This window comes from Zavarzinella sp. (assembly GCA_041399155.1).
GTDB lineage: Bacteria > Planctomycetota > Planctomycetia > Gemmatales > Gemmataceae > JAWKTI01.
The window spans coordinates 82550-109026 of record JAWKTI010000006.1 but is presented as its reverse complement, the minus strand read 5'-3'; the positions used below and the strand labels follow the sequence as shown (position 1 = coordinate 109026).

The window sequence follows — 26477 nt, the reverse complement described above, 5'->3', positions numbered from 1 at the left end:
TGTACTTTGACCATTCAGGCAACTTTCAACTAAGATAGAATAGACCACCTATCTGATGAAGGCTCTCTCATGAATTTCCATGGTATGATCGCTGGTTTTCTGGTGCTGATTGTTGCTGCTCCGGTAGTTCCCTGTTCCCGCGTCTTGTGGAACGATAATGGCCATTCGGTCATTTTCGGGCGGAACATGGATTGGTTTGAGGATATCAAAAGTAACATCTGGTTATTCCCACGTGGGATGAAACGAGATGGATTGTCGCCCACTAATCCGTTGAAGTGGACCAGCAAATACGGCAGCGTGGCAATTACCGCCTACGATACGGGCACTGCCGATGGGATGAACGAAAAAGGTCTGGCGGTGCACATGCTTTACCTGCCGGAAACCAAACCTGGCCCACGTAACGACAAAATCCCCGGCCTATCTATCAGTATCTGGCCACAATACTACCTGGATAACTTTGCTACAGTGAAAGAAGCGGTGGATGCGTTTCAAAAAGAGCCGTATCAATTGTTAATGGCTGTTGAACCATCCAGTAGTAAAGCAGCGACAGTTCATATCGCGATGAATGACGCCACTGGCGATTCGGCAATCATGGAATGCATTGACGGGGAGCTGAAAATCTACCACAGTCGGGATTTTGTGGTGATGACCAATCAACCCACATTCGATAAGCAGTTGGAAAATCTGAAACAATACCGTGGCTTTGGTGGAGAAAAGCGTTTGCCCGGCACCCACGAACCGGCAGATCGATTTGTTCGTGCGGCATATTACAGCAAAAATCTGCCAAAACCGAAAAGCGATCGGGAAGCAATTGCTGCCATGATGAGCGTGATGCGGAATGTTTCCGCACCGTTCGGGATTGCCGATCCGGAACGCCCGAATGTTTCAACCACGATCTGGCGTACGGTGGGTGATCTCACAAATGGGGTGCTTTATTACGATAGTGTTTTCAGCCCACAGGTATTCTGGATTGATCTGAAGAAACTGAACTTTGCTGAAGATGCACCAGTGAAAAAACTGACGGTGATTGAAAACTACAAGTTAAGTGGTGAAGTTTCAGCAGAATTCAAAGAGTCAAAGCCGTTTCCATTTCTTGCCCCCACGTTAGAAAGCAAGTAACGAGCATCAATTCTAGATTTACTCGATTACGGACACTACCTCAATTCTGCTTACAAACAAAATAGCTGACATATCAACTATCCGCCAAAGTCCGCTTTTTTCCACCATTTTGCTATTTTTGCCCAAAAACTTGATCATTCGGGTGGGGCAAAAGGATATATATTTAGGACGGTGCGAGCGAATGAATGCCTAACGGTCGATCTCGCCCATGACAATGTCGATGCTGCCCACGATCGCAGAAACATCCGCAATCAGACAGCCACGGCAGATTTCGTTCAGCACCGACAGATTGGAAAAACAACTGGAACGAGCACGCACGCGGAGTGGGACGTTTTCCGGATTGGGGCGGGCAACCACGTAAAAGCCCATCTGCCCACGTGGGCATTCGGTTTCGACGTAGACTTCTCCCGCTGGTATCGTGCGTGCTGGTTCGATTCGGTGAGAGTAGGTTGTTTTTGCTAATTCTGCCAGCCGTTTTGCTTCTGCCTTCTGCTCCTCGGCGGTGGCAGTCTGCATTGCCTGCTGCGATTGAGCCTGAATGGTGAGCCATTCCTGCTGCAGTTGATCGTACTTCGGTATTGCCTGCTGCAATATGCGGATGCTTTCGACCACCTCCCGCATTCGCACATAAAACCGGTGCCAGCAATCACCAATCACCGCTTCGGGTGGTGCTTCTGCAAACGGAGGCAGTGGGACATCGAAGTCAAACGAATCATACATACTGTACGGTTCAGTCTTCCGCAGATCCCAATGTGGGTCGCCATCGTTGCGGTTCAACGATGCACGCAGCATTGGCCCGGTGCAGCCATAGGCAATCGCACGATCACGCGACAGCACCCCCACGTTGGCAGTGCGTTTCACAAAGATGTGGTTGTTCGTCAGGAGGGCATGATATTCGGCAATCCGTGGCTGAAAATATTCCAGAAAGCTGGTGACCCGTGCCGTCCAGCCCGCGGGCAAATCATCGTGGGCCCCACCAATGGTTAAGTAGCTGTATGTCAGGCGGGCCCCACAGACATCTTCGAACAGATCGAGGATATGTTCCCGCTCGCGGAACGCATAGAGAAACGGGCTGAAAGACCCCAGGTCGAGGCCGTAGGCACCCATCCCAACCAGGTGGCTGGCAATCCGGTTCAATTCACAGATGATCACGCGAATCAATTGTGCTTTGGTGGGAATCTGCATGCCACATAGTTTTTCGATGGCCAGCGAATAGCCCAGGTTCATGTTCATTCCCGCCAGATAATCCATTCGGTCGGTGTAAGGAATGAACTGGATCGGTGTCAGATTTTCGCCGATTTTCTCCGCACAGCGATGCAGATAGCCCAGGTGTGGGGTGACTTCGGAAATGACTTCGCCGTCTGTTCGCAGCACCAGGCGGAGCACCCCGTGCGTGCTGGGATGTTGCGGCCCCATGTTCACCAGCATTTCATCGGTGCGAACATCAAATTCGATGAGTGTTGATTCTGTTTCGGCCGACATTATTCACCAACCTGGATATCAGCGAGGCACTTCGATGGAATTTTATGAAAAGCAGGCAGGAAAAAACTCATTTTCAGTGGGCAAGTGCAATGCAATGCCGGCACGAATCTTATCGCAACGCATCCAGAATAGGTTTCCGCATGCCACTGATACTCGGGATGATCCCGCCCAGGCGACCCATCACCAGAGCACTGAGCAAACCAATGACCAGGACATCTCGACCAAAAGCCAGTTTGGTGACAACGCTTTTCCCACCCTGACCACTGGAAATATTGCTGGAAATCGGGATACCATCGCCAAGAATGTTGAATGCTGCTTCGCCCAGTTTCAGCAGAATAATGGCCATCACTGCACCGACGAGTGCGATGCAGAGCGATTCCAGCAAAAACGAAACAAAGATCTGCACACGTTTGAAACCAATGACCCGCATCACACCAATATCCTTGGTGCGTTGGGAAATGGTGGCAAACATCACCAGCATAATACCGATGACCCCACCAAGACCCATAATGATACCCAGAATATTCACCATGTAAATCAGCTGGGCATTCGATTTGCCAAGGTCTTCGTAGTAGCGAATTTCAGATACCGCACGCAGTTTGGGATCGGTAAAGTTTCTGGTCAGGTGGGCAGCGAATATCTCGGCTCCTTCCTGGGTATCATCGGAAACGCGGATGACGACGGTCGTGGATGCTTCTTTGCCGAATTGCTTGCCTACCCGCTTCTGATTGGCCCAGGTTTCGGAGCCAAAGGTAGAGCCTTCGGACTTCATTACCCCCACCACCACCATGTTGAGGTCACCCAACTGAAAGCGGTCGTTGACACCGAATTGATCGACACCAAAATCTTCGGCGTAAGCCACTGCTGCACCCTCACCGATCACGCACGGTACTGCGGTGGAGCCATCAGGCAATTGAATGCTGCCCTTATCGTCAAACCATTCACCGTCAATCAATTCAATGTTGTGAACCTGACCAGCAATCAGGCCGTTATCGATCCCACGCAACTGAACGAAACGGCGTTTGCTCTTATCTCTGGGGTTTTCCTGGTTCACGACAAAGTAGGTTTCTTTACTGACCAGTGGCATCATTTTGCCATTGATCATTGCCTTCTTAGGCGTGATCGGATTTTTCAGTGGGGTAATCGGATCGTAGCGAACATCTTCCGTTGCTTTTTCCAGTTCGATCTTATCCATCGAACCATAACCAAGAGAACTGAACAGTTCATCGGTAGACCCTTCCGACAACACAAACACATTGCCTGGGATGCCACTTTGCTTAGTCAGGTTGTTGACGCTGTCAATAAATGCCATCATAATACTGACCAGAATCACCACCACGGCAAAGGCACTGGCGGTCATGATGGTGCTGATCCACCGTACTTTTAAGTTTCGCAGATTGTATTGCAGTGGGACACGGCCGATGAAGTAGAGCAGCACCAGGTCGGTCAGATACATGATCAGTAAAACGAACGGCCACCCACTGATCAAGGCTTTGGGCAAGCGTTTGACAATTCCTTCCGGTAACAGGTCGGTGGCAATTTTGCCAAAAATGTCATTCTGCAGCCCAACCATCGTCACAAGCTGCACCGTCAATGCCAGCAAGGCAAACAACAGGGCAAGCCCACTGAAAAACGCAAACAAGCGTCGTGGCAGGCCCTGCAACCAATTGGCTGGTTTTGATTGCACATCCTTGAGAATGTTTTCCTGGGAGAAGAAAAACGGCAGTGTGATCACCAGCCAACTGAGCGGCAGCAGGGAGATACACAGGATAATAGTGTAGGGCAGTAATGACAGAATCGTGCGTAAAAACGAATTCGGCCCCCACAGCCAGGCGGCAATAGGCACCCCACGAGTAAGGCGGGATGGCAACATGCCCGCAAGTGCCTGACCAGCAAGATTGGGTGCGGGGGAAGTATCATTGTTCTCGGCAGACATGGGAATACTCATCAGGCAATTCGGCTGAATACGTTGGTCACTTTGATGTAATAAACATTAATTGCAGGCAGAATGGTGCCGATCACTGCGGCCCCCAGCCCCACGGCAGGTCCCCACCAGAGGGCATTTTCTGGAATGAAGAACTTACCAAAAAAAGCAATTGGCAGTGGGATGCCACCCCGGGCGTTGATAATAGCAAAAGCAAGTGCGGTGGCAATGAAGGAACTCATTAAGCCAATCAACAGCGACTCACCAAATACCAGCATCATCACCATCCATGGCCGGAAGCCAAGTACTTTCAGCACTGCCAGTTCGGTGCGGCGTTCCCGCACGCCAATACTGACGACCAGCGAAATAATCAGCGTCATAATCACCAGCAAGCCCGGTGCCAGTGCCCACCGCATAAAGAATACCAGCGTTTTGAATGGCGAAAGGAAACTGGCATACGCGGATGATTCAATTTCCATTTTCACAGGCTGGCTGAAGTTCGCCGGATTATTCACCTGGGCTGAAAGCGTTTCAAACGCCTGCTTGTTCGGCAGCCGAATCCAGATCAGGTTCATGCACTTATCATGCAGTGGGTGGTAAGAGCCATTCGTTCCCTGATAACTATCTAGGGCATTATCCAAATACCGGCGGTTCATCACCGCACTTTGCTCCCAGCGGGTGCCACTTGGAAATTCTTCGATAATTTCAAAATCGAATTCAATGCCCTTGTAGTTCAAACTGGTTACTTTAATTCGATCACCAACCCGCTTACCAAGTTGGGCTAGTTTCCCCTGGCCAATCACTACCGCACGCGGGTTCTTTTCCATTTCAATAGCGGCAATTTCCAGCCGCTTGCGATACTCTTCCGACAGATCTTCAATGCCAGGGAACATTTTCAGCACTTTGCTTGGTTCGGTAGCAAAGAAAAAGAGCGAATTCTGTGGGGACATTTTTTTCGGATCGAGTGTCCCACCCACAAATGCCCAGGTCATGATGTTATCTTCAATGTTTTCCGGCTGCAAATCAGGTGGGAGTTCCGCAATCAGCTTTTTCACATTGTCCAATGTGCTGGGCTTCATCTGACTGGGAATCTGATATTTTTCGGTCACCAGTGCTTTTAAGTTGGAATCTTTTTCCACGGTCAGAGCACTTAAGAAGTCCAGCACGCTCCAGACACCCAGCAAAATCCAAACCAGCACAAAGATTGCCAGATAGGTCAGGCAGGTACGGAGAAAACTTCTTGTTAAACTGCGTAGGATCAGATTCATGCTTTTGCGGGCAAAAACGGCAACGATAATCGCTCCCAGCGGGATAGGACCTGCCAGTAGCAACAACAGCATCAGAATCCCACGGATCATGCCGATGAATTGCTGTTGCTTCTGGAACGAAGCCTGCACGGCATCCTGAACAATCTGCCGAATCCGCTTCTGTTCCTCACGGTCCAGTGGTTCCTTGTTGATTGCGGAGGGGCTTTCCGTCAGCGGACCTTTCAAAGACTGGGCAATCACACCCGCCACCCGTTCGTTGAATGCTGCCACCCGCTGGTTGTAAACAACGAGATTTTCTTCCCGCACTTTCTTCGCTTCTTCTGTCTCACCAAAGGGACCAGTTTCGTAATCCAGCTTCTTTGAAGGTGGGGCAAGATCTTCCTGGGCAATCAATCCCCGCGCCAGGTCCGGTGTTGTCGACCAGTCGATCTGGTATTGATCCGGGAAGCGTGGCACCATCTTTTCCAGCACACCACGAGTTTTGTCGTTATACTTTGCTTCAATTGTCCGCTGAATGGAACCTTTGGTGCCGTAGGGGCGTTTTTGAAAAATATCGAACCCACCAAAATAACCCAGCGAAATAATGGTGGCTGCCAGACTGAAGATGGGAAACAACACATAAATGATGTGGGCGCGAATTTTCCCTTCCCGCCTGGCTTCCGCAGCCCAGAACCAGCTTCGCAAAAACGCCAGTTTGATCAGAAAGATTGGCAAAGTTAACAAAGCAACGATAAACGCGACCAGCGTGAAGGTCAACATCAGCTTGGTAACCTGCCCCGTCGCTTCGTACAGCACAAAATCCGGAATGTAGGAATTCATTGGGTGGTTACCTCAGCCGCATCATCAGATGGAAAAACAGAGTATTGTCCAATCGCTGCACGGTTATTGCCTCTTCGCCAGTTCTGCGGTGCGGGTGTCATCAATCACCAATCGCCCTTTATCCAGGTGCAGTGTTCGCATTGCGCGATCAGCGGCGTGCGGGTCGTGAGTCACCATGATGATCGTTTTGTTCAGATCCTGGCAAAGAACATTCATCAGATTCAGGATTTCATCGGCAGACTTGGAATCAAGGTCACCGGTTGGTTCATCGGCCACAATCAGAGAAGGGTCGGTAACAATTGCACGGGCAATCCCCACCCGCTGTTGCTGCCCGCCAGACAACATTCCTGGGCGGTGGTCCATCCGCTGTGCCAGTCCCACCAGATCCAGTGCATTGGTGACCTGCTTGTGTCGCTGGGCTTTCGTCAGTGGGAGTAACAGCAGTGGCAATTCCACATTTTCGTAAGCAGTCAGCACGGGTAACAGGTAGTAGAACTGAAAGATAAAACCGACACTGCGAGTTCGCCAGCGAGCCAGTTCACTTTCACTCATTGCCGAAATGTGTTCCCCACCCACATAGATATTGCCACCGGATGGGGTATCCAGGCCAGCAATCAGGTTGAGCAGGGTGGTTTTTCCAGAGCCAGACGGGCCCATCAGTGCCAGAAACTCGCCCCGAGGTACGGTCAGGGACAATTGTTCCAGCACACGAATCTGTTCGGAGCCACGAGTGAATCGTTTGTAAAGGTCAACCACTTCAACCAGCGGTTCTTTTGCAAGTGCCATAAGTGAACTACAGTTTGTGAATCAGGATGATCGTTATTTCGGTACTAAAGAATCCCTTAAGAGCCTTTGGGGAAATTTTTCTTTGGTTCTGGTTTGGTTTTTGGTGGTGTTTCCTGCGAAATATCCGGAATAATATCCAGCTCTTCGTCTGCCAGCACCTTCTTCTTGTATTCTTCGGTCACTTTGCGGTTGTAGAACTGCACGGTCACGCTCATTTCCGGCTTCAGGTAACTCCCCTGAATCTCTGTGGGTGGGATCACCACTTTCACACGCACCGGTACCACGCTTTTGGCGCGGTTGGCGATCGGCATAATCCGTTCGACATAGCCTTCGTAAACACGGTCTGGCCAGGCGTCAGCACGTATCTTGCAGGCAAGGTCGTCTTCGATCGAACTGATATTTCGCTCCTGAACTTCCAGATCCACTTCAATTTTGCGTAAGTCAGCAATATTACAAAGACTTGTGGAAACCCCACCGACCACCGGATTCACCAGACTGCCCACTTCAGCCGATTTGGTCAGGATAATACCTGCCACCGGAGAGCGGATGGTGCAGTTATCGATACGCCACTGGGATTGTGCCAGCCGGGCCTTTGCAGAATCCAATTCTGCCTTGGCTGCGTCCAGCCGCTCCTGACGTGGGCCAAGTTCCAGTAATTTGAACGCTTTCTGCCGAGCATCTACCCGTTTGATGCTGGTGAGATAGTTCGCTTCTGCCTGTTCGTATTCCCGCTGGGAAATGAAGCCGCCGGAGTTCTGTTTTTTCAAGCGATCCCATTCCAGTTTAAACTGATCCAGAGTGGCCATGGCATCTTCCAGTTCTGCTTTGGCCTGGTCCAATTCTTCTGGTCTGCTGCCCGAAACAAGTTCCTGGTAGCGAGCTTCCGCTGCTGCGACATTTGCCACCGCTTCAGCATGCTGTGCCTGATAGGGGGTGCTTTCAATGGTGGCCAAAATGGCATTCTTGGAAAACCGTTTCCCTTCTTCAATAAACAGTTCCTTCACCCGCCCAGCCACGTCAATCGGGCTGACTGAAATCTGTTTGGTGGGAATCAAGTATCCTTTTACTTCCAGCAGCAATTCATCTGCTTTTTTCGGTTCGGTGGTGGGTGTTGTTCCCTGTGCTGAAGGTGGGCCACCTTTCATCTTGGCCAGCGGTTTCTTGCCATCATCCGGTGGGCGAAACGACTTGATCGCAAAGGTCGACCAGCCAATCCCCAGCATGATGCACAGCAGCCATGGGAGCCACGCAGTTCCGCGCGAAGTTCCTGTCTTGTCCACCCGATCCGTCAGATTCAGTTCCTTCAAACGATTGACCAATGTGGCGTGGCTGCCATTGCCATTAGAATCGTGGTTTGATTGATCATTCATGTTTATTCTCCCACCGGGGAGGCGTGTTCTGCCAACTTCGGAATCAACGGAATCAGACTTTCAATGCACAATTTCAACATTTCCTGGCGGTCAAATGCGTTGGGATCGGCGGCTAACTGCAACGTCAGCCCGTGCAGCAGTGCCTGCAGAAACGATGCCACCGTGCGGCCAGAATAACGCTGTTTCAGCCCTTCATCCGGCATCGTCACATGCCAGTGGGCACCCATCGTATTCCGCCATTCGCCATAGACATCCGCTAATTTTGCCCGAAAGTCTTCGCGAAAAGCGATTTGCGCCAAAAACGTATACTGCAACGTGTGAAATTCTTTGTTCAAGTCGCCTGGCTGGAGAATCAGTTGCAGTAACTGCTGCATGAAGTCCGCCATCGGGGGAATCCCACGTCGTTCATCAGGCTGTTGTGGGCTGGTCAGTTGCTGGTGCACCAGCAATAACATCCGGTCAAACACTGCCAGCAGAATTTCTTCTTTGGTGGCGTAATAGTAGGTCAGTTGCCCACGTTTCATGCCGGTCTGGGCTTCAATTTTGGAAAGCGACAGGCTGTGCAGCCCCTGGGCAGTAATGATTGCCACGGCAGCTTCAATGATCTGCTCCCGGCGTGCGCGAGCAACTTCAGTATTTTGGGCACGAGTTTGGGTTGCGACACTCATTACGGAAAATTCCACGAGATATGGTAATTTAGACTGATCGGTCTAATGATGTCAACGGGGATTATGTTAAAACAGATAAAATGCACCCGACTTTAACCGTTATAACCAATCTTACCCAGCGTGGTGGGGAAAAGTGTCTGTTCGAGCATCATTTTTTCACAGTTTCAGCCAAAATATTCCCACCCCGGCATGAAGATGAGAAAACCCTCACCTTTTGCTTCTTGCCTGATCGACTTCAGTGAGTAAAATTTCATTAAATTATCAATCAACTATTCATTAGTCGTGTAATAGGACCCACCGTGCTGAGTTGGCAGGCAACATCGTTTTCGTGTGAAACTCGGATTCCTGACGCGCGGGAATGACGCTTGTCGCAAGATGCGAATGACTGAATGTCGCGTTAGGTCATCTCCATCGGTTCCCGCTTCGAAGAATTGGCGCTTTTTAGACTACGTACTAACGGCGAAGTGAAGAAGATCGACAGGGTGATTCGTGTCGACTCCAAGATGTTCAAAGTAAGCATCACCTGATCGTAGGAGCCACGTCACCGAAAACCTTTTCGATGACACCCCTTCGAAAGGCTGTGGCATCAGCCCCGTTCAGCCAGTTTCTGGTAAAACTTAACATGGGCCTCAGGCGTACACCTGTTGTGCGACCAGGCGCTGAAGCCCCACCTCTCGCAGGCGACGAAGTAGGTGTGGTGGTCGGCGATTCTTAAATTATAGACGGTTTCCCATTCGCCTGTATCAAAGATTTCCTCTATGGATATCCATCGATCATCGTGCGACAGGAAGCGGTCGCCGGGGATCAAATCCTGTGCATCGATCCAGCCCTTATTCTCCACATAGAATGGGTGTTCCCAGTGGTATTAATTACCTGGCCACGAACGTGAATACTAAGAATCGGCGCAGTCTTACAAATACTTCTTCGACAACCTTCGCTTCAATTGGTGCTGTTGAGTTGTATTCATCGCGAGATAGAACCAATTCACCGACTACAAATTCCTCTAAATTCATGGACAGAGAAGAGTTTGAAGAGGAGTTCGGCAAGGTCTGGTTCGCACTTGATGCTGACATAGAACGCGGTTCAGCCTCTGCGAATTGACTTGCAGTAATCGGCAGACTGACTTCTCTTTCAAGAACTTGATAGGAAGTTGTTCTGATACTGAGGTGATGCCCTGCAACGAGCCGGTAATGCTGAGCGTGCAAGGGGCTGACAGCGGCACAGTTGGTCTGGAGCAACAGCGGCGACTATGTTTAGCATTGGACGATTATTCATCGTAGAACGAGTCATCTTCATCGCACTGCGGATCATAATTATACTTCGCATCGCATTCGCCATTACTACTCAAGTCAAGACGCAGCCCAAACCATTGTGGAGAAAACACCTCATCTTTGATTCTCCAAACTTCACCCACAATCTTCTCGATCAGGCTGTTTGTTTTCACTGAAACAACTTCGCCGGTTGATAGAACTGCTCGGATTTTCATCGACTGCGAAGTGCCATCTGTCGAGCCTCGAACATCCAAATAAGCGGATTGCCATTCCACGCTCACGTTATTCCGTATCAACTGCATTACAGCGGCAGCCATTCGACGAAGGATTTCGGAAAACAGATTCAGCTTAGGTGATGAAGACATTTGTTGCTCCAGTTAGATTGCCCCGAGGACATCGGCTTTGAAGACAGGATCGAGTTTACCTTGAGCTTCGTTTACAAATCGTTTTGTAAAAGTACGGCCGCAGAACGAGAACCTTACGTTGAAAGCGTCTGGGCGAATGCTGCTCAACTGACCATACTCTAGCATTATCTCGACATCAACCGTATGTCCACGTTGGCTGCTGATTTCCACTTAGTTTCCAAAGATTTGAACGCTCCATTGTTGAGTTTCGTGTTCCCCGGCACCAAATTGGTATAGAATGGCGATCCTTGTAGTGTATCAGCACGTAAATGGAATCCGATGTCTCCCGGCACACCACTCAACGATTCCCCGAACGGTTCGGTATGAGAAGATCTTGCAACCCTGGAATTCGGCGGATTTAACGAATGTTCATCAACCTTGAACGATGTTTTGACCAAACGTCCAGTTCCATCCGTCATGTGAACCGAACCATCTGGCGTCATGTACTTCGTGTGGGGAGTAAACACCGTTTCTTCCCCAGCAACGATTTGGCTCCGCAAGGCTATCAATTCGCTCTCGCTCAACTTAATTGGACGATTGGCCTCGTCAAACACCCGAGGGTCAAACAGACTTGGATCTGCTGCTTCGTAAGCCTGTTCGCGTGCGCCCCGATTACCTCCTGCAAAGTCTGTGATTTCATTGAGGTCAAAATATTCACTCCCCGCGTTATGTGCCCAGGCGCTGAAGCCCCACTCGTCGGAGCCCACGAAGTACGTGTGGTGGTCGGCGATTCTCAAATTATAGACGGTTTCCCATTCGCCTGTATCAAAGATATCCTCAATGGATATCCATCGATCCAGCCCTTATTCTCCACATAAAACGGATGCTCCCCGGTAGTATTAATTACCTGGCCATGAACGTGAATTGAAAGAATCGGTGCCAGTCTGACAAATACTTCTTCGACAACCTTAATTTCAATCGGCGCGGTTGAGTCGTATTCATTGCGAGATAGAACCAATTCACCAACCTTGAAATCCTCAATATTACGGGAGCCAGCAACGGAGTGCCCGCGGCGAAACATATTTATTTTGAAACTATAAGTTGAATCTAGCTTCTGCGGCTTCAGACCATTAACCGTGACGTTGACTGCCTCTGCGAACATACAAGATAACGAACGATGTTTGCCGGGGTGAGGACCACACCAAGAGCTAAATAGTAGCTAATCCATGAATTCACTACGGAATCGTCTTCCGCAGGCCAACTATGTTCTAGGTGCTTCGTCCGCAAAGCCTAATCTGCGCAATTCAGAAATTACCTTGTTGTGAGACTCCACATCACCATTCGACGGAGTAGTGAAGCAGACGTTATCAGCATTGGGAAAATACCTCAAATTATCGATGCAAACTCCAAAGATGGTCTTGCCACAGGCTTCGATGGCAGTGGAAAAGCTATGTTCTACGTTCTTGCGGCGAACGATGGCTTGCCGTTGTGGATCGTATCGGATGAGTTCTGGCGGAATACCGTACAGAGTCAGGTCTTTGGCAAAGGCAGTTGAAATGTCAATCGCCCAATCTACATCAGCGTATAAATCTCGATTAGCCTGATGAAGTGCGGCATCAAATTCCAACTCGATACAAGTTGCGTCTGACATCACACGGAAGGTGCCAACATCTCCCTTGATGGTGACTTGATCAAACAAAGCACCGTCAATACGTATGCCCCCTTCTTGCGTCCGCAATCCATCTATCGAGCAATTGCGAAAAATAGCAGGCCCAACAAGACAGTGATCTTCGGTGCAGTTCTGCAAGTGGCAATTGTTAAACACAATTCTATCTTCGAGTTCCAAGCGTCCCCGCGCTGCGCGAGGCTCGAGGACACATCGAAAAAAACTGCACTCGAGAAATTTGACATTCTCAAACTGACCTCCAGATTCAAAGCGAACCAATCTAAAATCTTGGTTATGGTATTCCATAGTTGATTAATCTACCCCCAATGAGAGTTCGTCCATGACTCTCCTCCATTGCCGCGCCAAATTGCGATGCCCAATCTCCGACCGTAGGGTCGATCAAGGTGAGGCTGTTCAAGACCCAGTGTTGTGGCGTCGTAATAAGCTCCCTGATTGTCCACCCAATCAATGTAACCTCGGGCCTCCCCTGCGCCATCTCGGTATGTCACCTGACGCTGTGGGAACACACCATGAAGCTCGGGATCTGCTGCAATCAGTTCATCGACACGTCTCTCAATCGCCTTCCCCATGTTTAAGGCTCTCATCTTTTCAGTAGTTTGCCTCTCTTCTGGTGTCAGCAGCCTTCGCAACAGTGCGGGGTTGTTTTGAACATCCAAAGCAGCCTGATCGACAACACGCTGCAACGTATTGATTTTGCAATCGGCTTGCACTGTCAGCGTCAATGGCACCTTTGCCTCTCAACTCTTGGATCAGATAGGCTTGGGTATCGGCATCCAAGTGACGGAAGATTCTTCCCAGTTCAGTCAATTGTCTTCTCGATAATGATCCGGTTTTCTCTGAACCCCCCTCAGTTAAGTAGTCGTTCCCAGCATTATGCGCCCAGGCGCTGAAGCCCCACGTTGCATCGCCCACGAAGTACGTGTGGTGGTCGGCGATTCTTAAATTATAGACGGTTTCCCATTCGCCGGAATCAAAGATTTCCTCAATCGCTATCCACTGTCCGTCGTGCGAAAGGAAGCAGTCGCCGGGGATCAAATCCTGTGCATCAATCCAGCCCTTATTCTCCACATCAAACGGATGCTCGCAGCAGGCTGGCGTGCTCTAACTTCCCAAAGAGAATGCAATTTTGCGACACCGGCCATGCAAAAGCGGGATTAAGACCCACTCTGTTGCTTAGCCAAGGAGATGCAATGCACCGTGCCGCAAATGCTGAGCTGGCAGCAGGTTGACAGCAAAACAGTGTTTCTGCCTTCACTCGACACAGAGGGTGTCGCCAGCCTTGATGAGGTCCAATCCTTCGCCAGTAACAATAACGGCTCCGGTTTGGTCGTAGAGTTCTTCGACCTCCGCTTCGTATGTAATCAGCTTCAGCATGTTCACTTGGACTGCTTTTGGGCTTCCGATCTGCTCTAAACTAATACCATTGGTATCTTTTACTGCAATCCTAGTACAGAGTCGTGTAAAAACCTGTATCACGGCGGATTTTTCCATCTGCCGCTCCTCGGAGGACCAAACCCTCCTTGATGGGTTCAATGCTTGCGATGTAAAACTCGGTAGTCACTGTCAACCTCCTGCCTGTTTCAAGAACTGTGCAACCTGTTCTGGAGACATTCGCGGCAAGTCAGCTAACGCATTCTCAATCGATTGCTGCACGCGTTGGGAAGTCAAGCACTTGATAGTTCTCAATTCGACCACATAGGATCTGGTATCCACCGTGGGACGAAATGGGATACAGTCGGTCTTCATCCGACGTGCACTTAGGCTGCAATCGTTGAAGCATTCTTGTATCAAGGCTTGTCATAAAGGTTTTTTCGGCGGCCCTCCACATCAAATATCGTGTCTAGCGGCATAGTCATTGATCGTAGGAACTCTCGAAGCTCATCAATGACCTGCTCAGCGTCTTCGCTTTCAATCTCAATATCGATGTTACCGCCTGTCGCCCCACCGCCACCTCCGGTGACCTCTCCACGGCTACCAAGGAAATCTTCGATAGCTGATTCGAGATCATCACGCGGAACTCCAAGTTTCGAGAAGTAATAGATGAATACATGCATGTTTTTCCCTCGTTAGTTGCCGGACGTCCTGGCACGTATCACGTCCAAGTATGCTTGAATCTTAGTAATCGACTCATTAGCACGGTCTACGGTCTTGTAGCTGAGGGCAGGATCAACGTTCTCAAGATGTATGCGCTCCCCATAGCCGAGGCGGTACACCTCCTCAGCTCCCTGAACAGCCCTCTTGCTTGGCAATACCTCCACTACTTCGCGCGTCAATCCATCTCGCCAGTGATCGTGACCACGGGAAATCCTGCCTCGGAGAACTTGTTCGGGAGTACCACGACCACTCGCTCTCCCAGTGTAAACTATCGTGTCCCCATCTTTGAAGACGTAGATGATGTGGTTCCTTTTGGCCCCCGTACCATCAGAGAAAGAGTGAAGAGCGACGGGGTGGCTTGTGTCGACTCCAAGATGTTCAAAGAGAGTGTCACCTGGACGTCGGGGCCCTGTCACCCCGAAAACTTCTTCGATGACACCCGTTCGAAAGGCTGTGGTGTCAGCACCCTCTCTCGCAAGCTTCTGGTAAGATTTAACCAGCTCCTCAGGCGTACAAGCATTATGCGCCCAGGCGCTGAAGCCCCACGTTTCATCCCCCACGAAGTACGTGTGGTGATCGGCGATTCTTAAATTATAGACTGTTTCCCATTCGCCCCGGATCAAAGATTTCTTCAATCGCTATCCACTGTCCGTCGTGCGAAAGGAAGCGGTCGCCGGGGATCAAATCCTAGGCATCGATCCAGCCCTTGTGCTCCACAAAGAATAAATTAATGAAAAATTGGTGAAAAAGCTTGCATTAACTGAATATATGTATACAATTTAAATAAATGACCTTCCCGCACTGATTGTGGGTGGGATCAGACATGGGTGCAGCTTCCACTGATGCCAATTCGCTGCAATGGTTCGCGCATTTTCCGATTTTCTACTCAAAAAAGTCTGAATCTCAAAATGCTGCAAGCTATCCAACGAAAGGGATGAACTCTCCAGTTTTCCATCCCATGCCCAACCTATTACATGAAGGAGTAACAGTGACACGGACCTCTCGAAGACTCATCGCCGCAACCAGCGTGGTGCTCGTGGCCGCAGGGGTAATTGCCTACGTGCGAACCAATGATCGCACCTTGCAGGCACAGGCGCAAGGAACCCCATTGACACCCCCCGCTACCGAACAAGCCACCTCCACCCAGGTGCTAGCGGGCCAGCCGGGTGAACAACCAGCCGATCCGATGGCAAAATGCCCCGTGCTTGGTGGGGTTCAAAAGCCCGCCATGCAGCGTCAAACCGCTGCTGGTGGCATGTCCAACGGCGACTGGTGGCCAAATCAGCTCAATTTGAAGATTCTGCACCAGAATTCCCAGAAAAGTAATCCCCTGAATCCAGAGTTCAATTATTCCGAAGAGTTCAAGAAACTCGATCTGGAAGCGTTGAAAAAAGATGTGATGACGCTGATGACCACCTCTCAGGAGTGGTGGCCTGCGGATTATGGTCATTACGGACCACTATTTATCCGGATGGCCTGGCACAGTGCAGGCACCTACCGCACCAGCGATGGACGTGGGGGGGCATCTTACGGCTTGCAGCGTTTTGCCCCACTGAATAGCTGGCCGGATAACGGCAACCTGGACAAAGCACGCCGCCTCTTGTGGCCAATCAAACAGAAGTACGGCCAGAAAATCTCATGGGCCGACCTGATGGTGTTCGCAGGTAACTGTGCACTGGAATCGATGGGCTTCAAGACGATGGGCTTTGCTGGTGGCCGTGCCGATGTCTGGGAACCACAGGAAGACATTTACTGGGGACCTGAAAGTGAGTGGCTTGGCGACAAGCGATACACCGGCAATCGCAACCTGGAAAATCCGCTGGCAGCCGTGCAGATGGGTTTGATTTATGTGAATCCGGAAGGTCCGAACGGCAAGCCAGATCCATTGGCAGCCGCACGCGATATTCGTGAAACATTTGCCCGTATGGCAATGAACGATGAAGAAACTGTGGCGTTGATTGCCGGTGGCCACACCTTTGGCAAGGCCCACGGTGCCGCACCGCCCGATAAAAATGTTGGCCCGGAACCAGAAGGTGCGGGTATTGAAGAGCAAGGCTTAGGCTGGAAGAACAAGTTTGGCACCGGCAAAGGGAAAGACACCATTACCAGCGGTCTGGAAGGCGCCTGGACTTCCACCCCAGCCAAGTGGTCGACTGGCTATTTTGATAATCTGTTTGGCTACGAGTGGGAACTGACCAAGAGCCCCGCAGGTGCCCAGCAATGGACCCCGAAAAATGGTGAAGGAAAAGGCACGGTGCCCGATGCACACGTTGCTGGCAAGTTCCACGCACCGATCATGTTCACCACCGACCTGGCGTTGAAGATGGACCCCGCTTACAACAAGATTTCCAAGCGTTTCCATGAAAATCCGAAAGAATTCGAAGTGGCGTTTGCTAAGGCCTGGTACAAATTAACCCACCGCGACATGGGCCCGGTGACACGTTGCCTGGGGCCGTTGGTGCCACCTGCACAGATCTGGCAGGATCCTGTTCCTGCGGTGGATCATCCATTGATCGATGCGAAGGATATCGCCGCATTGAAGAGCAAGATTCTGGAATCTGGTCTGTCGATTTCGCAGTTGACCTCCACCGCGTGGGCTTCTGCCAGCACCTATCGTGAAACAGACCGTCGTGGGGGTGCAAATGGTGCACGTATTCGTCTCGCACCACAAAAGGATTGGGAAGTGAATCAGCCAGCACAACTGACAAAAGTGATTGCTGCCTACGAAAAGATTCAGCAGGAATTCAACGCAGCACAGAAAGATGGCAAGAAGGTATCTCTGGCCGACCTGATTGTGCTGGGTGGTAATGCAGCCATTGAAGAAGCTGCTAAGAAAGCTGGCCATGCAGTGGAAGTGCCTTTCTGGCCCGGCCGCACCGATGCCACTGCAGAAATGACCGATGTGGAATCGTTCTCTGTGCTTGAACCAAAGAACGATGGCTTCCGTAATTACTTTGGCAAGACAGCAGACCGACCTGCGGAAGAATACCTGATTGACCGTGCTAACATGCTGACCCTGACCGCACCTGAAATGACGGTGCTGGTGGGTGGGATGAGAGTTCTGGATACCAACGTGGGCTACCCTGACCTGGGCAAGTTCACCAAAAAGCCAGAAACCCTGACCAACGACTTCTTCGTGAATCTGCTGGACAACAACACCACGTGGGAAAAATCGAAGATGTGCGACCACTTCTATGAAGGACGGGATAGCACCACCGGTAAGATCAAGTGGACAGCCAGCCGCGTCGATCTGATCTTTGGTTCCAACTCTCAGCTCCGTGGGATTGCCGAAGTCTATGGCAGTGCAGATTCACAAGAGAAGTTTGTGAAAGACTTCGTTGCCGCCTGGACCAAAGTAATGAACCTGGACCGTTTCGATGTGAAAGTGAAGAAGTAAGGAACTGTCGATTGATTAGGAAGTAGTTTACGCTGCGGTGCGGATGTTTTGTGGTACCCCCACTGTGGGGAAAAATGGTTCGTTCGCTTCTGCCCGGCGATACAATTCATCCGATACCTGAAACCGCCGACCGTAACGTGAACTCATTAATTGCAATTCTTCTGCAACATTCATAGCACCAAGTTCGTCAATCATTGTAAATGGTGCCCACGTGCCTGTTTGTGTGCCTAATAACAAACGGCACTGTGCATCAATCTGCTCTGGCGTGCCATAAAAATCATCTGCTAACAGGTTACCCGCCAGATTCATCAGCCGAAACTGAATACGGCGCAGCACGTGCTGGTGGTCCAGGTCGCTGCCCTGTCGGTAGTATGGTCTGGAATAAGGCAGAAAATCTCGCCAGACCAACATCCGCAGAACGTGATTGTCGCGTTTTCCCAGCCACGTGCGACGGTAAAAGCCTTCGTTCTCCGGCACGTTCGAGCCAAATGAAGCAAATATTCGCTTAAATGTCAGATTAATGACGTCGGTTTGCCAGTGTTCCGCACGTCGAGTGATCCAGCGTGCAATAGTTTCAAAGCCGATCCCATCCATAAAAGTCAGTGGGCCGAATCGAAAACCGCTTTTCAGACAAATTTTGTCCACTTCGGAAGGGGCAAAGCCTTCCGCAACCAACTGATACCCTTCGGACAGGTAATTCGCCAGTATTTCGTCGGCGGGAGTTCGCACTCCCATGTAGGTGGGAATCGTTTCGGCATCTGCCCAGGGACTTCGTATGCTATCTTGCAACATGAAACTCTTGACCTTCCTGGTTCGAGTGGGATGTATTTAAGCAAATGCCCTGAATATCGGTCAAGCCCAATAATTAATGCGACAGCTTAATGAAGTTTTTCTCATGAATGATTTGCCAGTAATACCAGGGTTTCCTGTCCACCAGGGGAAAGTTCGCTACGTCTACGATCTGGGCGAACGATTATTGTTGGTTGCCAGCGACCGCATTAGTGCGTTCGACTGGATTTTGCCCACCCGGATTCCGGATAAGGGAAAGATCCTGACGCAGATGAGCCTGTTCTGGTTCCGCTGGCTCGGCGTGGGGAATCACCTGATCAGTTCTGACCTGGCCGATTTTCCGCAACCCTTTCAGCGGGAAGAGTTTGCGGGACGTTCGATGCTGGTGCAAAAGACCACTGTTTTTCCCGTGGAGTGCGTCATCCGTGGATATCTTGCTGGCTCTGGCTGGGTAGATTACCAGAAAACAGGTGCTGTCTGTGGGGTACAACTGCCCGCAGGTTTACCGGAATCCGCGATGTTGGAACCAGCTATTTTTACCCCCGCCACCAAGGCCGCCATGGGCAGCCATGATGAAAATATTTCGTTTGCAACGATGCAGAACCTGATTGGTGAGCACGATGCGACCATTCTTCGCGACCGCAGCCTGGACATCTATGAACGTGCACGTGCGTATGCACGCACTAAAGGGCTGATTCTGGCTGATACCAAGTTCGAGTGGGGCCGCACGGCAAACAATGAGATTATTCTCATCGACGAAGTGCTGACACCGGACAGTTCCCGTTTCTGGCCGATGGACGACTACCAGCCAGGCAGGTCGCAAGTATCGTTCGATAAGCAGTTTGTCCGCGACTGGCTTCTCCGCACCACCTGGGATCGAAATTCACCCCCACCAGAACTGCCAGCGGATATCGTGGCACAGTCGCGGGAAAAGTACCTGGAAGCACTGGAACGGCTAAGTGGGCAACGTCTTGTCTGATCTGTGGACTGACAATACGAGCCCTGACCAAGAGCGACGGAAAAATCCTCCCCAAGGAATACGCCATGGTTGAGGCACCAGGTGAGGGAAACAAATGGACACCTTTCTGCTATCAGAAGAAAAATTCTGCTCTCGCTTACAGGATTCAGGCAGCTATTTTGCTAACATCTGATGTGAATTTGTTGTGAAAGATGAACTTGCAAATCGTGCTTACTTCCCATTGACAAGCATCATTTCCCGAACTAGAGAAGTGTACTGTCAGTGACGTACACCCCCTCGTATTTTCTGACAAAACATCAAAATAACAGGTAATTTCAGCTTTCTGAATGAACAACAGGTTCAGGGGTGGCACATGTCGAATGAAATAATTTATATGCTGGCTTTAACCACAATCTGTGGAATTGCAGTGGTGTGGCAGCGGACATTTTTCGTCCGGTTACAACGGATGCGTCGCAAGCGGGAACGCGTCGCATACATGCTGTGGATGGCCGCCCAGGATTAACCTGGCCCAACTGTACTTCCATGCCCACGGTGGGACTGTTTTGCATACACTACATGCAGATATGGTCCTTTCCACAGGCGATTTGTTTCATGACTACTGCGTTTAAACCCGTCAAATTAGGCATTCTGGGCGTTGCCCGCATCAATCATCGGCTCAAACCTGCTTTTGATCAGTGCGAACAGATTCAATTACAGGCGATTGCTTCACGTTCCATGGAACGTGCCAAAGCAGCCAGCAAAGAGCTGGGTATTGCAAAACCTTACGGCAGTTACGAAGATTTACTGGCAGATCCCGAAATTGAAGCAGTTTACATTCCCTTGCCCAATGCCCTGCACGGCGACTGGGTGAAACGTGCTGCAGACCATGGCAAGCATATTCTCTGTGAAAAACCCCTCTGCCCCACTGCGGCAGAAGCTCTGGAAGTAGTGGAATATTGCCGCACGAAGAATGTGAAGTTAATGGACGGCTTCATGTGGCCACACCACCCACGCACGAAAAAAATGCGGGCGATGATCGATCAGGGCAGTATCGGACAGGTGCTGCGCACCGTCACATCGTTCACGTTTATGATGGAAGAACTCAAAACCAGCGAAATCCGCCTGCAGCCCGAAATGGCTGGCGGTGGCCTCGGTGATGTGGGCTGTTATTGCATTTATGGCATCCGTTGGGCAATGCAGGCGGAACCGGTCAGTGTGTGGGCACGTGCCAACTGGTTTAACGATGTGGATGTCGATATGTGCGGTGTGCTGACCTTTGCCGATGGTCGCACTGCCCAGTTTGATTGTGGTTTTGCCCGCCCACTGCGCATGAATATGGAAATTGTCGGAAGTACTGGAGTGATCAGCCTTCCCGACATGTGGATCCCCACCGACGATGCAGCAGATTTCAACATCATCCGCAACCCAGGTGGGTTTGAATTTACATCGGAAAACCATCCCAATCCGGGTGCGGATCAGATGGTGAATATGCTGACCGAATTTGCCACCGCAATTCGGGAAAATCGTGAACCGACACCCTCACCGATGGAAGCAGTGAAATCGTTACGAGTGATGGACGCACTGCTACACTCGGCTCGAGAAAAACGCGAAATTGAAATTACTGCGTAAAAAGCATTTTTGTATGATATGCAGATTAATGATGTAACATTAACTCACCTGTCATTTAATCGCCGATTGTCGCCAAATAGCTTACGTGTCAACAAATCGCGGATTTTTTTGGCACAAGTCATCTAACTGGTAATCCACCTGCGCCCTTCCCATCTCATCGAATTGAACAACTAAACGTTGGCATTTTTCTTCGAAAGCGGTTAGCATGTAGGTGGGGTGCTGACAGGCATCCTTCTGAAAATTGATCCGAAATCTCTCAGGATGCCATCAATGCGTTGTTTGTGCTGGTTTTTGTTGTCTTGTTTTCTGCTTCCGGGCGGTGCATCTGGTGCGGACCTGTTCTCTCCCAAAGATAAAGTAGTGCTGATTGGCAGCACTCTGATCGAACGGGAACAGAAATACGGTTACTGGGAAACCGCACTGACGGTGCGTTATCCCGGGATTCAGTTTCGTAATCTCGGCTGGAGTGGCGATGATATTACTGGTCATGCCCGCCGACGCTTCGAACATAACGATCAGAACATTGGCCGTCGTCGCCTGGTGGAACTGACGCTGGCAGAAAAGCCCACGGTGATTCTGATTGCCTATGGAAACAACGATTCTTTTGCTGGGGAAGCGGGCCTGAACCCCTTTCTCGAAACTTACAACAAACTGCTCGATGAACTGGCACCCGCAAAAGCGAAGGTAGTTCTGATGACTCCCTGCCCAAGTGAGACGAAAGGGCAATTTGCAGAACTGGCGAAAACGCAGAACAAGAACAAAGCAATCTATGCCAAAGCAATTCGGGAATTAGCCAAACAACGAAAGCTGGTTGTGGCAGACCTCTTCACCCAACTGGGTGGGGAACTTGCCAGTGGTGTGGTGAATGCCACCGATAACAGCATTCATTTATCGGAAACTGGTTATGAAATCACCACGTCGGCATGGTTGAATGTGCTGGGGATTGCCAATAACGATGGTTACTCCGCACAGTGGGATGAGGTGCGGAAGCTGGTGGTTGAAAAAAATGAACTCTACTTTCATCGCTGGCGACCACAGAACGAACCCTACCTGTTTGGCTTCCGCAGGCACGAACAAGGCCGCAATGCCAAAGAAATTGTGGAATTTGACCCACTGATTGCGGCAGTGGAACAAAAAATTGTGGCAGCACTGAAAAAGTAAGTCACATCGATCTGATGCTTGCACGAATATTGAAAATGTTCCACGTGGAACACTGATACACATACGAATATTAGACTATTTGGCCCCTATTACCGACCATTGTTTCGACCCGAATTGAGAACTCTCCATGAATTGGAAATATTGTTACGCATATTTATTATTGTTGGGGCTGACACCTGCCATTTTTGGACAGGCAAAAGCCACCGTGCCGAATCCTGATCCGGAAATTGAACGCAAAAGCTTTATTCTGGGTGAAGGACTGGAAGTATCGCTCTACGCAGCAGACCCACTGTTGGCAAAGCCGATCCAGATGAATTTCGATCCCCAGGGCCGTCTGTGGGTGGCATCCAGCGAAGTTTACCCACAAATCCAGCCCGGCCAGAAAGCAAATGATAAAATTCTCATCCTTGAAGACACCAACAAAGATGGCGTGGCCGATAAAACCACCGTCTTTGCTGATGGCCTGCTGATTCCAACCGGTGTGCTGCCGGGCGATGGTGGGGCTTATGTGGCCAACAGCACCGAAATTGTGCATTTTCAGGAAGGAAAACCGGGCGAAAAGGCTACAAAAAGCCGTGTTGTCTTGTCTGGGTTTGGCACGGAAGACACGCACCACATTATTCACACGTTTCGCTGGGGACCTGATGGTGCGTTTTATTTCAACCAATCGATCTATATTCACTCCCACGTGGAAACGCCACACGGTGTTAAACGCCTCAACGGTGGGGGAATCTGGCGTTTTCAACCCAAATCGCTGAATATGGAAGTCTTTGTGCGTGGCTTTGTCAATTCGTGGGGCCACCACTGGGATCCGTATGGACAATCATTTATTACCGATGGTGCCGGTGGCGAAGGGATTAATTATGGCGTTCCAGGTGCCGCTTATATTACTGCAGTCGATGCCCCACGCATTCTGAAAGGATTGAACCCAGGCAGCCCCAAGTATTGTGGGCTGGAAATGGTGACCGGACGCCACTTCCCGGACGACTGGCAGGGCGATCTGATTACCAATGACTTCCGAGGCCACCGCGTCTGCCGTTTCAAACTTTCCGATGATGGCAGCGGCTATGCCAGTCGGGAAATGACCGAAATCATTAAAACGAATCACGGTGCTTTCCGCCCTATTGATGTGAAGATGGGGCCAGACGGTGCCTTGTACATTGCCGATTGGTACAACCCGATTATTCAGCATGGTGAAGTGGATTTTCGCGATCCTCGCCGCGATCATACGCACGGACGAATCTGGAAAGTTACATTCAAAAATCGTCCATTGGTAAAGCCAGAAAATCTGCAGCAGATGCCCACCGCAGAACTGGTGAAACGACTCCAGGCACCAGAAATGCACACCCGCGAACAGGCCCGTCGCGTGCTGCAGGAACGTGGGAAAGAGATCGTTCCCGACCTGCATCGCTGGCTCAACACCGTGAAACCGGACGCCAGTGGCGATCAGGCACGCCTGGAAGCGATGTGGGTTCTGCAATCATTAAATGTTTTTCACACAGAACTGCTCAAATCAGTTCTAGCCAGCACCGATCCCCGTATCCGTGCGGCTGGCGTTCGCATCCTGTCCCACACCACCATTATGTATCAGGATGCTTTTGCCTGGCTGAAAAAAGCCATCACCGATCCATACCCACGAGTGCGAATGGAAGCGGTGCGGGCGTTAGCCAGAATCCCACAGGCAGAAGCACTGACCGTCGCTTTGCAGGCACTTGATGCCCCAATGGATCGCTTTCTGGAAATGGCACTCTGGCTGACCGTGCGGGAATTAGAACCATACTGGCTGGCCAAGTTTGAAGCCAACGAGCTGCCACTGGCGAAAAATGCCCGCCACCTGGTGTTCGCATTGCAGGCAACCACCAGCCGTAAAACTGCCGGCAGTTTAACCCAACTTCTGACCACCGATCGTATTCCTGCTGATCAGCAACTGGAAGTGTGGCGACTGGTGGCCGATGTGGGGGGCAGTAAAGAACTGGAAATGGTCTTTGATCGGGTGAACAGAACCACTTCACTGGAAGAGAAGGAAGCCCTGCTGGCCAAACTGGCTGATACCACCGAGCAGCGAAAAGTTCGCTGGAACGCATCTGAAAAGCAGTTGCAGGAACTTTGCACCCCCACTGAACGGGTGGGTGTGGCTGTTCAGGCGTTGCGGTTAGCGGGATTGCTGAACAGCAAGTTTCTGCTGCCCCAAGTAGAGGCACAAGTGAAGAAAGAAACCACTTCGGACTATCGTAAGGCCGCTTTCGGTGCATTGTTACGTCAAAATCCGCCGGTAGGTCGTAAGTTGGTGGAAACGCTGGCCGAAAACGCCCCCACCCTGGTGCGGCAGGATGCCATCACGCAACTGGCTGCGGTGGCCCCACAACTGGCGGCAAAACATGCCAGTGGCTTACTCAGTCAGATAACACCGGAACAGTTGGATGCCGATCTGTTTCGTGCCTTCGTCAGCAGGCGGGGTGCGTCTAATCAACTGGCAGGCACCGTAAACAACATCAGCGTGGCACCCGATGTCGCCCGCATTGGCCTGCGGGTTGCACGTGCCGGTGGGCCAGACGCACAGAGCCTGGTGGCGGCATTAACCAAAGCGGGCAAGCTGGCAGAGCCAAAAACTACCCTAACTGCCGATGAACTAAAGAGTTACGTGGAAGATGTTCTGAAATCCGGCAACGCCCAGCGTGGCGAACAGATCTATCGTCGGGCGGAGCTGAACTGCATGACCTGCCACGCCATTGCAGGTGCCGGAGGCGCTGTAGGGCCGGATATGTCCAGCATTGGTGCCAGTGCTCAGGTGGATTATCTGGTGGAAAGCATTATCAGCCCGGTGAAAGCGGTGAAAGAAGGCTACCACGCCGTCCGTGTGGAACTGCTGTCCGGAAAGGCCATTGTGGGGATTAAAACCAAAGAAGCCAACGGCAAATTGTATCTTCGCACCGAAGAAGATAAGGAAGTGGTGATCGAGAATGATGACATTGCGGAAGTGAAACAATCGCGTTCGTTGATGCCTGATGGTCTCGCAGAACAACTGACGCGGGCTGAATTTGTCGATTTAGTGAAGTTTCTCTCCGAACTTGGCAAAGTAGGTGGGCCTTACGCACCGGACAAGACGCGGTATTTCCGCACCTGGAAAGTGTTGCAGGCAACACCAGAGAACCTGCACCGCACCCGCAGGACCCGGTTAACCGATGCCGGGGAAAATCCCGATTTGTATGTCTGGAACAGCACCTATTCCCAGGTGCGTGGAGAATTACCACTGGATGCACTGCCAAAACTGGTGGTCTGGAATGGCAACGACCCAATGAGTGTCATCAGCACCAGAGTTGATGTCACCACGGCAGGATCGGTGGGTCTCAAGTTCAATGATCCCACCGGGCTGGATCTGCTGGTCGATGGCCAGCCAGTCTTGTTCACCCAACTGAAGGACCTGAACTTGAAACAGGGTGTCCACACCATTACCGTGTTGATCAACCGCAACAAGCGCCAGCAGCCAGTCTCGCTGGAACTGGTCGATGTGCCTGGCTCCCCCGCCAAAGCCGCCGTGCAATTGGGTAAGTGAATGTTAATTATTTCAAGTAAGATTGATGCAAGCATCAATTCTTTGCTTGGTGTTACTTATGTATGCGATCAAAATGCGTTTAGTAAGATCACTTGAAAAATAATTTTCATTTTATTGTTGCTTATTCGCACAAGCATGGTAAGGTAAACCTCAGTTCA

Annotated in this window: 23 protein-coding genes; 8 read left to right on the top strand and 15 right to left on the bottom strand. The window is 50.7% G+C overall.

The window, feature by feature from the left end:
• The first annotated feature begins 69 nt into the window (after nt 1-69).
• A complete protein-coding gene (locus tag R3B84_22560; protein MEZ6143360.1) occupies nt 70-1119 on the top strand; it encodes a linear amide C-N hydrolase in 1050 nt (349 codons plus the stop codon).
• Between the two features lie 189 nt (nt 1120-1308).
• Here the strand turns inward: R3B84_22560 and R3B84_22555 are convergent, their stop codons facing one another.
• The 6 genes from R3B84_22555 to R3B84_22530 form a co-directional block, all read right to left on the bottom strand.
• Complete coding sequence (locus tag R3B84_22555) at nt 1309-2601, bottom strand: NADH-quinone oxidoreductase subunit D (GenBank protein MEZ6143359.1); 1293 nt, start codon at nt 2599-2601, stop codon at nt 1309-1311.
• A gap of 109 nt (nt 2602-2710) precedes the next feature.
• Nucleotides 2711-4537, bottom strand: coding sequence for an ABC transporter permease (locus tag R3B84_22550; protein MEZ6143358.1), 1827 nt, complete (start codon nt 4535-4537; stop codon nt 2711-2713).
• Between the two features lie 11 nt (nt 4538-4548).
• Nucleotides 4549-6612: an ABC transporter permease gene (locus tag R3B84_22545; GenBank protein ID MEZ6143357.1), complete on the bottom strand. Its 2064-nt coding sequence runs from the start codon at nt 6610-6612 to the stop codon at nt 4549-4551.
• Between the two features lie 63 nt (nt 6613-6675).
• A complete protein-coding gene (locus tag R3B84_22540; protein ID MEZ6143356.1) occupies nt 6676-7398 on the bottom strand; it encodes an ABC transporter ATP-binding protein in 723 nt (240 codons plus the stop codon).
• Nucleotides 7399-7454: 56 nt separating this feature from the next.
• Nucleotides 7455-8768, bottom strand: coding sequence for an efflux RND transporter periplasmic adaptor subunit (locus tag R3B84_22535; GenBank protein MEZ6143355.1), 1314 nt, complete (start codon nt 8766-8768; stop codon nt 7455-7457).
• Nucleotides 8769-8770: 2 nt separating this feature from the next.
• Nucleotides 8771-9436, bottom strand: coding sequence for a TetR/AcrR family transcriptional regulator (locus tag R3B84_22530; protein MEZ6143354.1), 666 nt, complete (start codon nt 9434-9436; stop codon nt 8771-8773).
• Between the two features lie 559 nt (nt 9437-9995).
• Here R3B84_22530 and R3B84_22525 point away from each other — a divergent pair.
• Nucleotides 9996-10151 carry a hypothetical protein gene (locus R3B84_22525; GenBank protein ID MEZ6143353.1) on the top strand — a complete coding sequence of 52 codons (156 nt, stop codon included), beginning with the start codon at nt 9996-9998 and terminating at the stop codon, nt 10149-10151.
• A gap of 552 nt (nt 10152-10703) precedes the next feature.
• Here the strand turns inward: R3B84_22525 and R3B84_22520 are convergent.
• The 8 genes from R3B84_22520 to R3B84_22485 form a co-directional block, all read right to left on the bottom strand.
• The gene (locus R3B84_22520) at nt 10704-10988 is read right to left on the bottom strand and encodes a hypothetical protein (GenBank protein MEZ6143352.1); all 285 of its coding nucleotides are present in this window, start codon (nt 10986-10988) and stop codon (nt 10704-10706) included.
• Nucleotides 10989-11236: 248 nt separating this feature from the next.
• Nucleotides 11237-11848 (bottom strand): DNA/RNA non-specific endonuclease, encoded by a 612-nt coding sequence (locus R3B84_22515; protein MEZ6143351.1) that lies wholly within the window; start codon nt 11846-11848, stop codon nt 11237-11239.
• A complete protein-coding gene (locus R3B84_22510) occupies nt 11845-12213 on the bottom strand; it encodes a polymorphic toxin-type HINT domain-containing protein (GenBank protein ID MEZ6143350.1) in 369 nt (122 codons plus the stop codon). The genes R3B84_22515 and R3B84_22510 overlap by 4 nt, the downstream gene beginning before the upstream one ends.
• A 99-nt stretch (nt 12214-12312) precedes the next feature.
• Nucleotides 12313-12897: a hypothetical protein gene (locus R3B84_22505; protein ID MEZ6143349.1), complete on the bottom strand. Its 585-nt coding sequence runs from the start codon at nt 12895-12897 to the stop codon at nt 12313-12315.
• A gap of 137 nt (nt 12898-13034) precedes the next feature.
• Entirely contained in the window at nt 13035-13466 is a 432-nt protein-coding gene (locus R3B84_22500) for a hypothetical protein (protein MEZ6143348.1), read from the bottom strand.
• A gap of 523 nt (nt 13467-13989) precedes the next feature.
• Complete coding sequence (locus R3B84_22495; protein MEZ6143347.1) at nt 13990-14229, bottom strand: hypothetical protein; 240 nt, start codon at nt 14227-14229, stop codon at nt 13990-13992.
• Between the two features lie 296 nt (nt 14230-14525).
• Entirely contained in the window at nt 14526-14792 is a 267-nt protein-coding gene (locus tag R3B84_22490; protein MEZ6143346.1) for a hypothetical protein, read from the bottom strand.
• Nucleotides 14793-14804: 12 nt separating this feature from the next.
• On the bottom strand, nt 14805-15467 hold the full coding sequence (locus R3B84_22485; GenBank protein ID MEZ6143345.1) for a hypothetical protein: 663 nt from the start codon (nt 15465-15467) through the stop codon (nt 14805-14807).
• Between the two features lie 353 nt (nt 15468-15820).
• Here R3B84_22485 and katG point away from each other — a divergent pair, with 353 nt between their 5' ends.
• On the top strand, nt 15821-18229 hold the full coding sequence (gene katG / locus R3B84_22480) for a catalase/peroxidase HPI (protein ID MEZ6143344.1): 2409 nt from the start codon (nt 15821-15823) through the stop codon (nt 18227-18229).
• 27 nt (nt 18230-18256) lie between these two features.
• Here katG and R3B84_22475 read toward each other — a convergent pair whose 3' ends face one another.
• Nucleotides 18257-19021: a 3-hydroxyacyl-CoA dehydrogenase family protein gene (locus R3B84_22475; GenBank protein MEZ6143343.1), complete on the bottom strand. Its 765-nt coding sequence runs from the start codon at nt 19019-19021 to the stop codon at nt 18257-18259.
• 103 nt (nt 19022-19124) lie between these two features.
• On the opposite strand from R3B84_22475, the gene R3B84_22470 reads away from it, so the two are divergent.
• The 5 genes from R3B84_22470 to R3B84_22450 all read left to right on the top strand — a co-directional run bounded on the left by R3B84_22470 (nt 19125) and on the right by R3B84_22450 (nt 26319).
• Nucleotides 19125-19997, top strand: a complete 873-nt coding sequence (locus tag R3B84_22470; GenBank protein ID MEZ6143342.1) for a phosphoribosylaminoimidazolesuccinocarboxamide synthase — start codon at nt 19125-19127, stop codon at nt 19995-19997.
• A 352-nt stretch (nt 19998-20349) separates the two neighbouring features.
• A complete protein-coding gene (locus R3B84_22465) occupies nt 20350-20499 on the top strand; it encodes a hypothetical protein (GenBank protein ID MEZ6143341.1) in 150 nt (49 codons plus the stop codon).
• Nucleotides 20500-20588: 89 nt separating this feature from the next.
• The gene (locus R3B84_22460; protein MEZ6143340.1) at nt 20589-21605 is read left to right on the top strand and encodes a Gfo/Idh/MocA family oxidoreductase; all 1017 of its coding nucleotides are present in this window, start codon (nt 20589-20591) and stop codon (nt 21603-21605) included.
• Nucleotides 21606-21875: 270 nt separating this feature from the next.
• A complete protein-coding gene (locus R3B84_22455; GenBank protein MEZ6143339.1) occupies nt 21876-22766 on the top strand; it encodes an SGNH/GDSL hydrolase family protein in 891 nt (296 codons plus the stop codon).
• A 127-nt stretch (nt 22767-22893) separates the two neighbouring features.
• On the top strand, nt 22894-26319 hold the full coding sequence (locus tag R3B84_22450; GenBank protein MEZ6143338.1) for a HEAT repeat domain-containing protein: 3426 nt from the start codon (nt 22894-22896) through the stop codon (nt 26317-26319).
• Nucleotides 26320-26477: the final 158 nt, after the last annotated feature.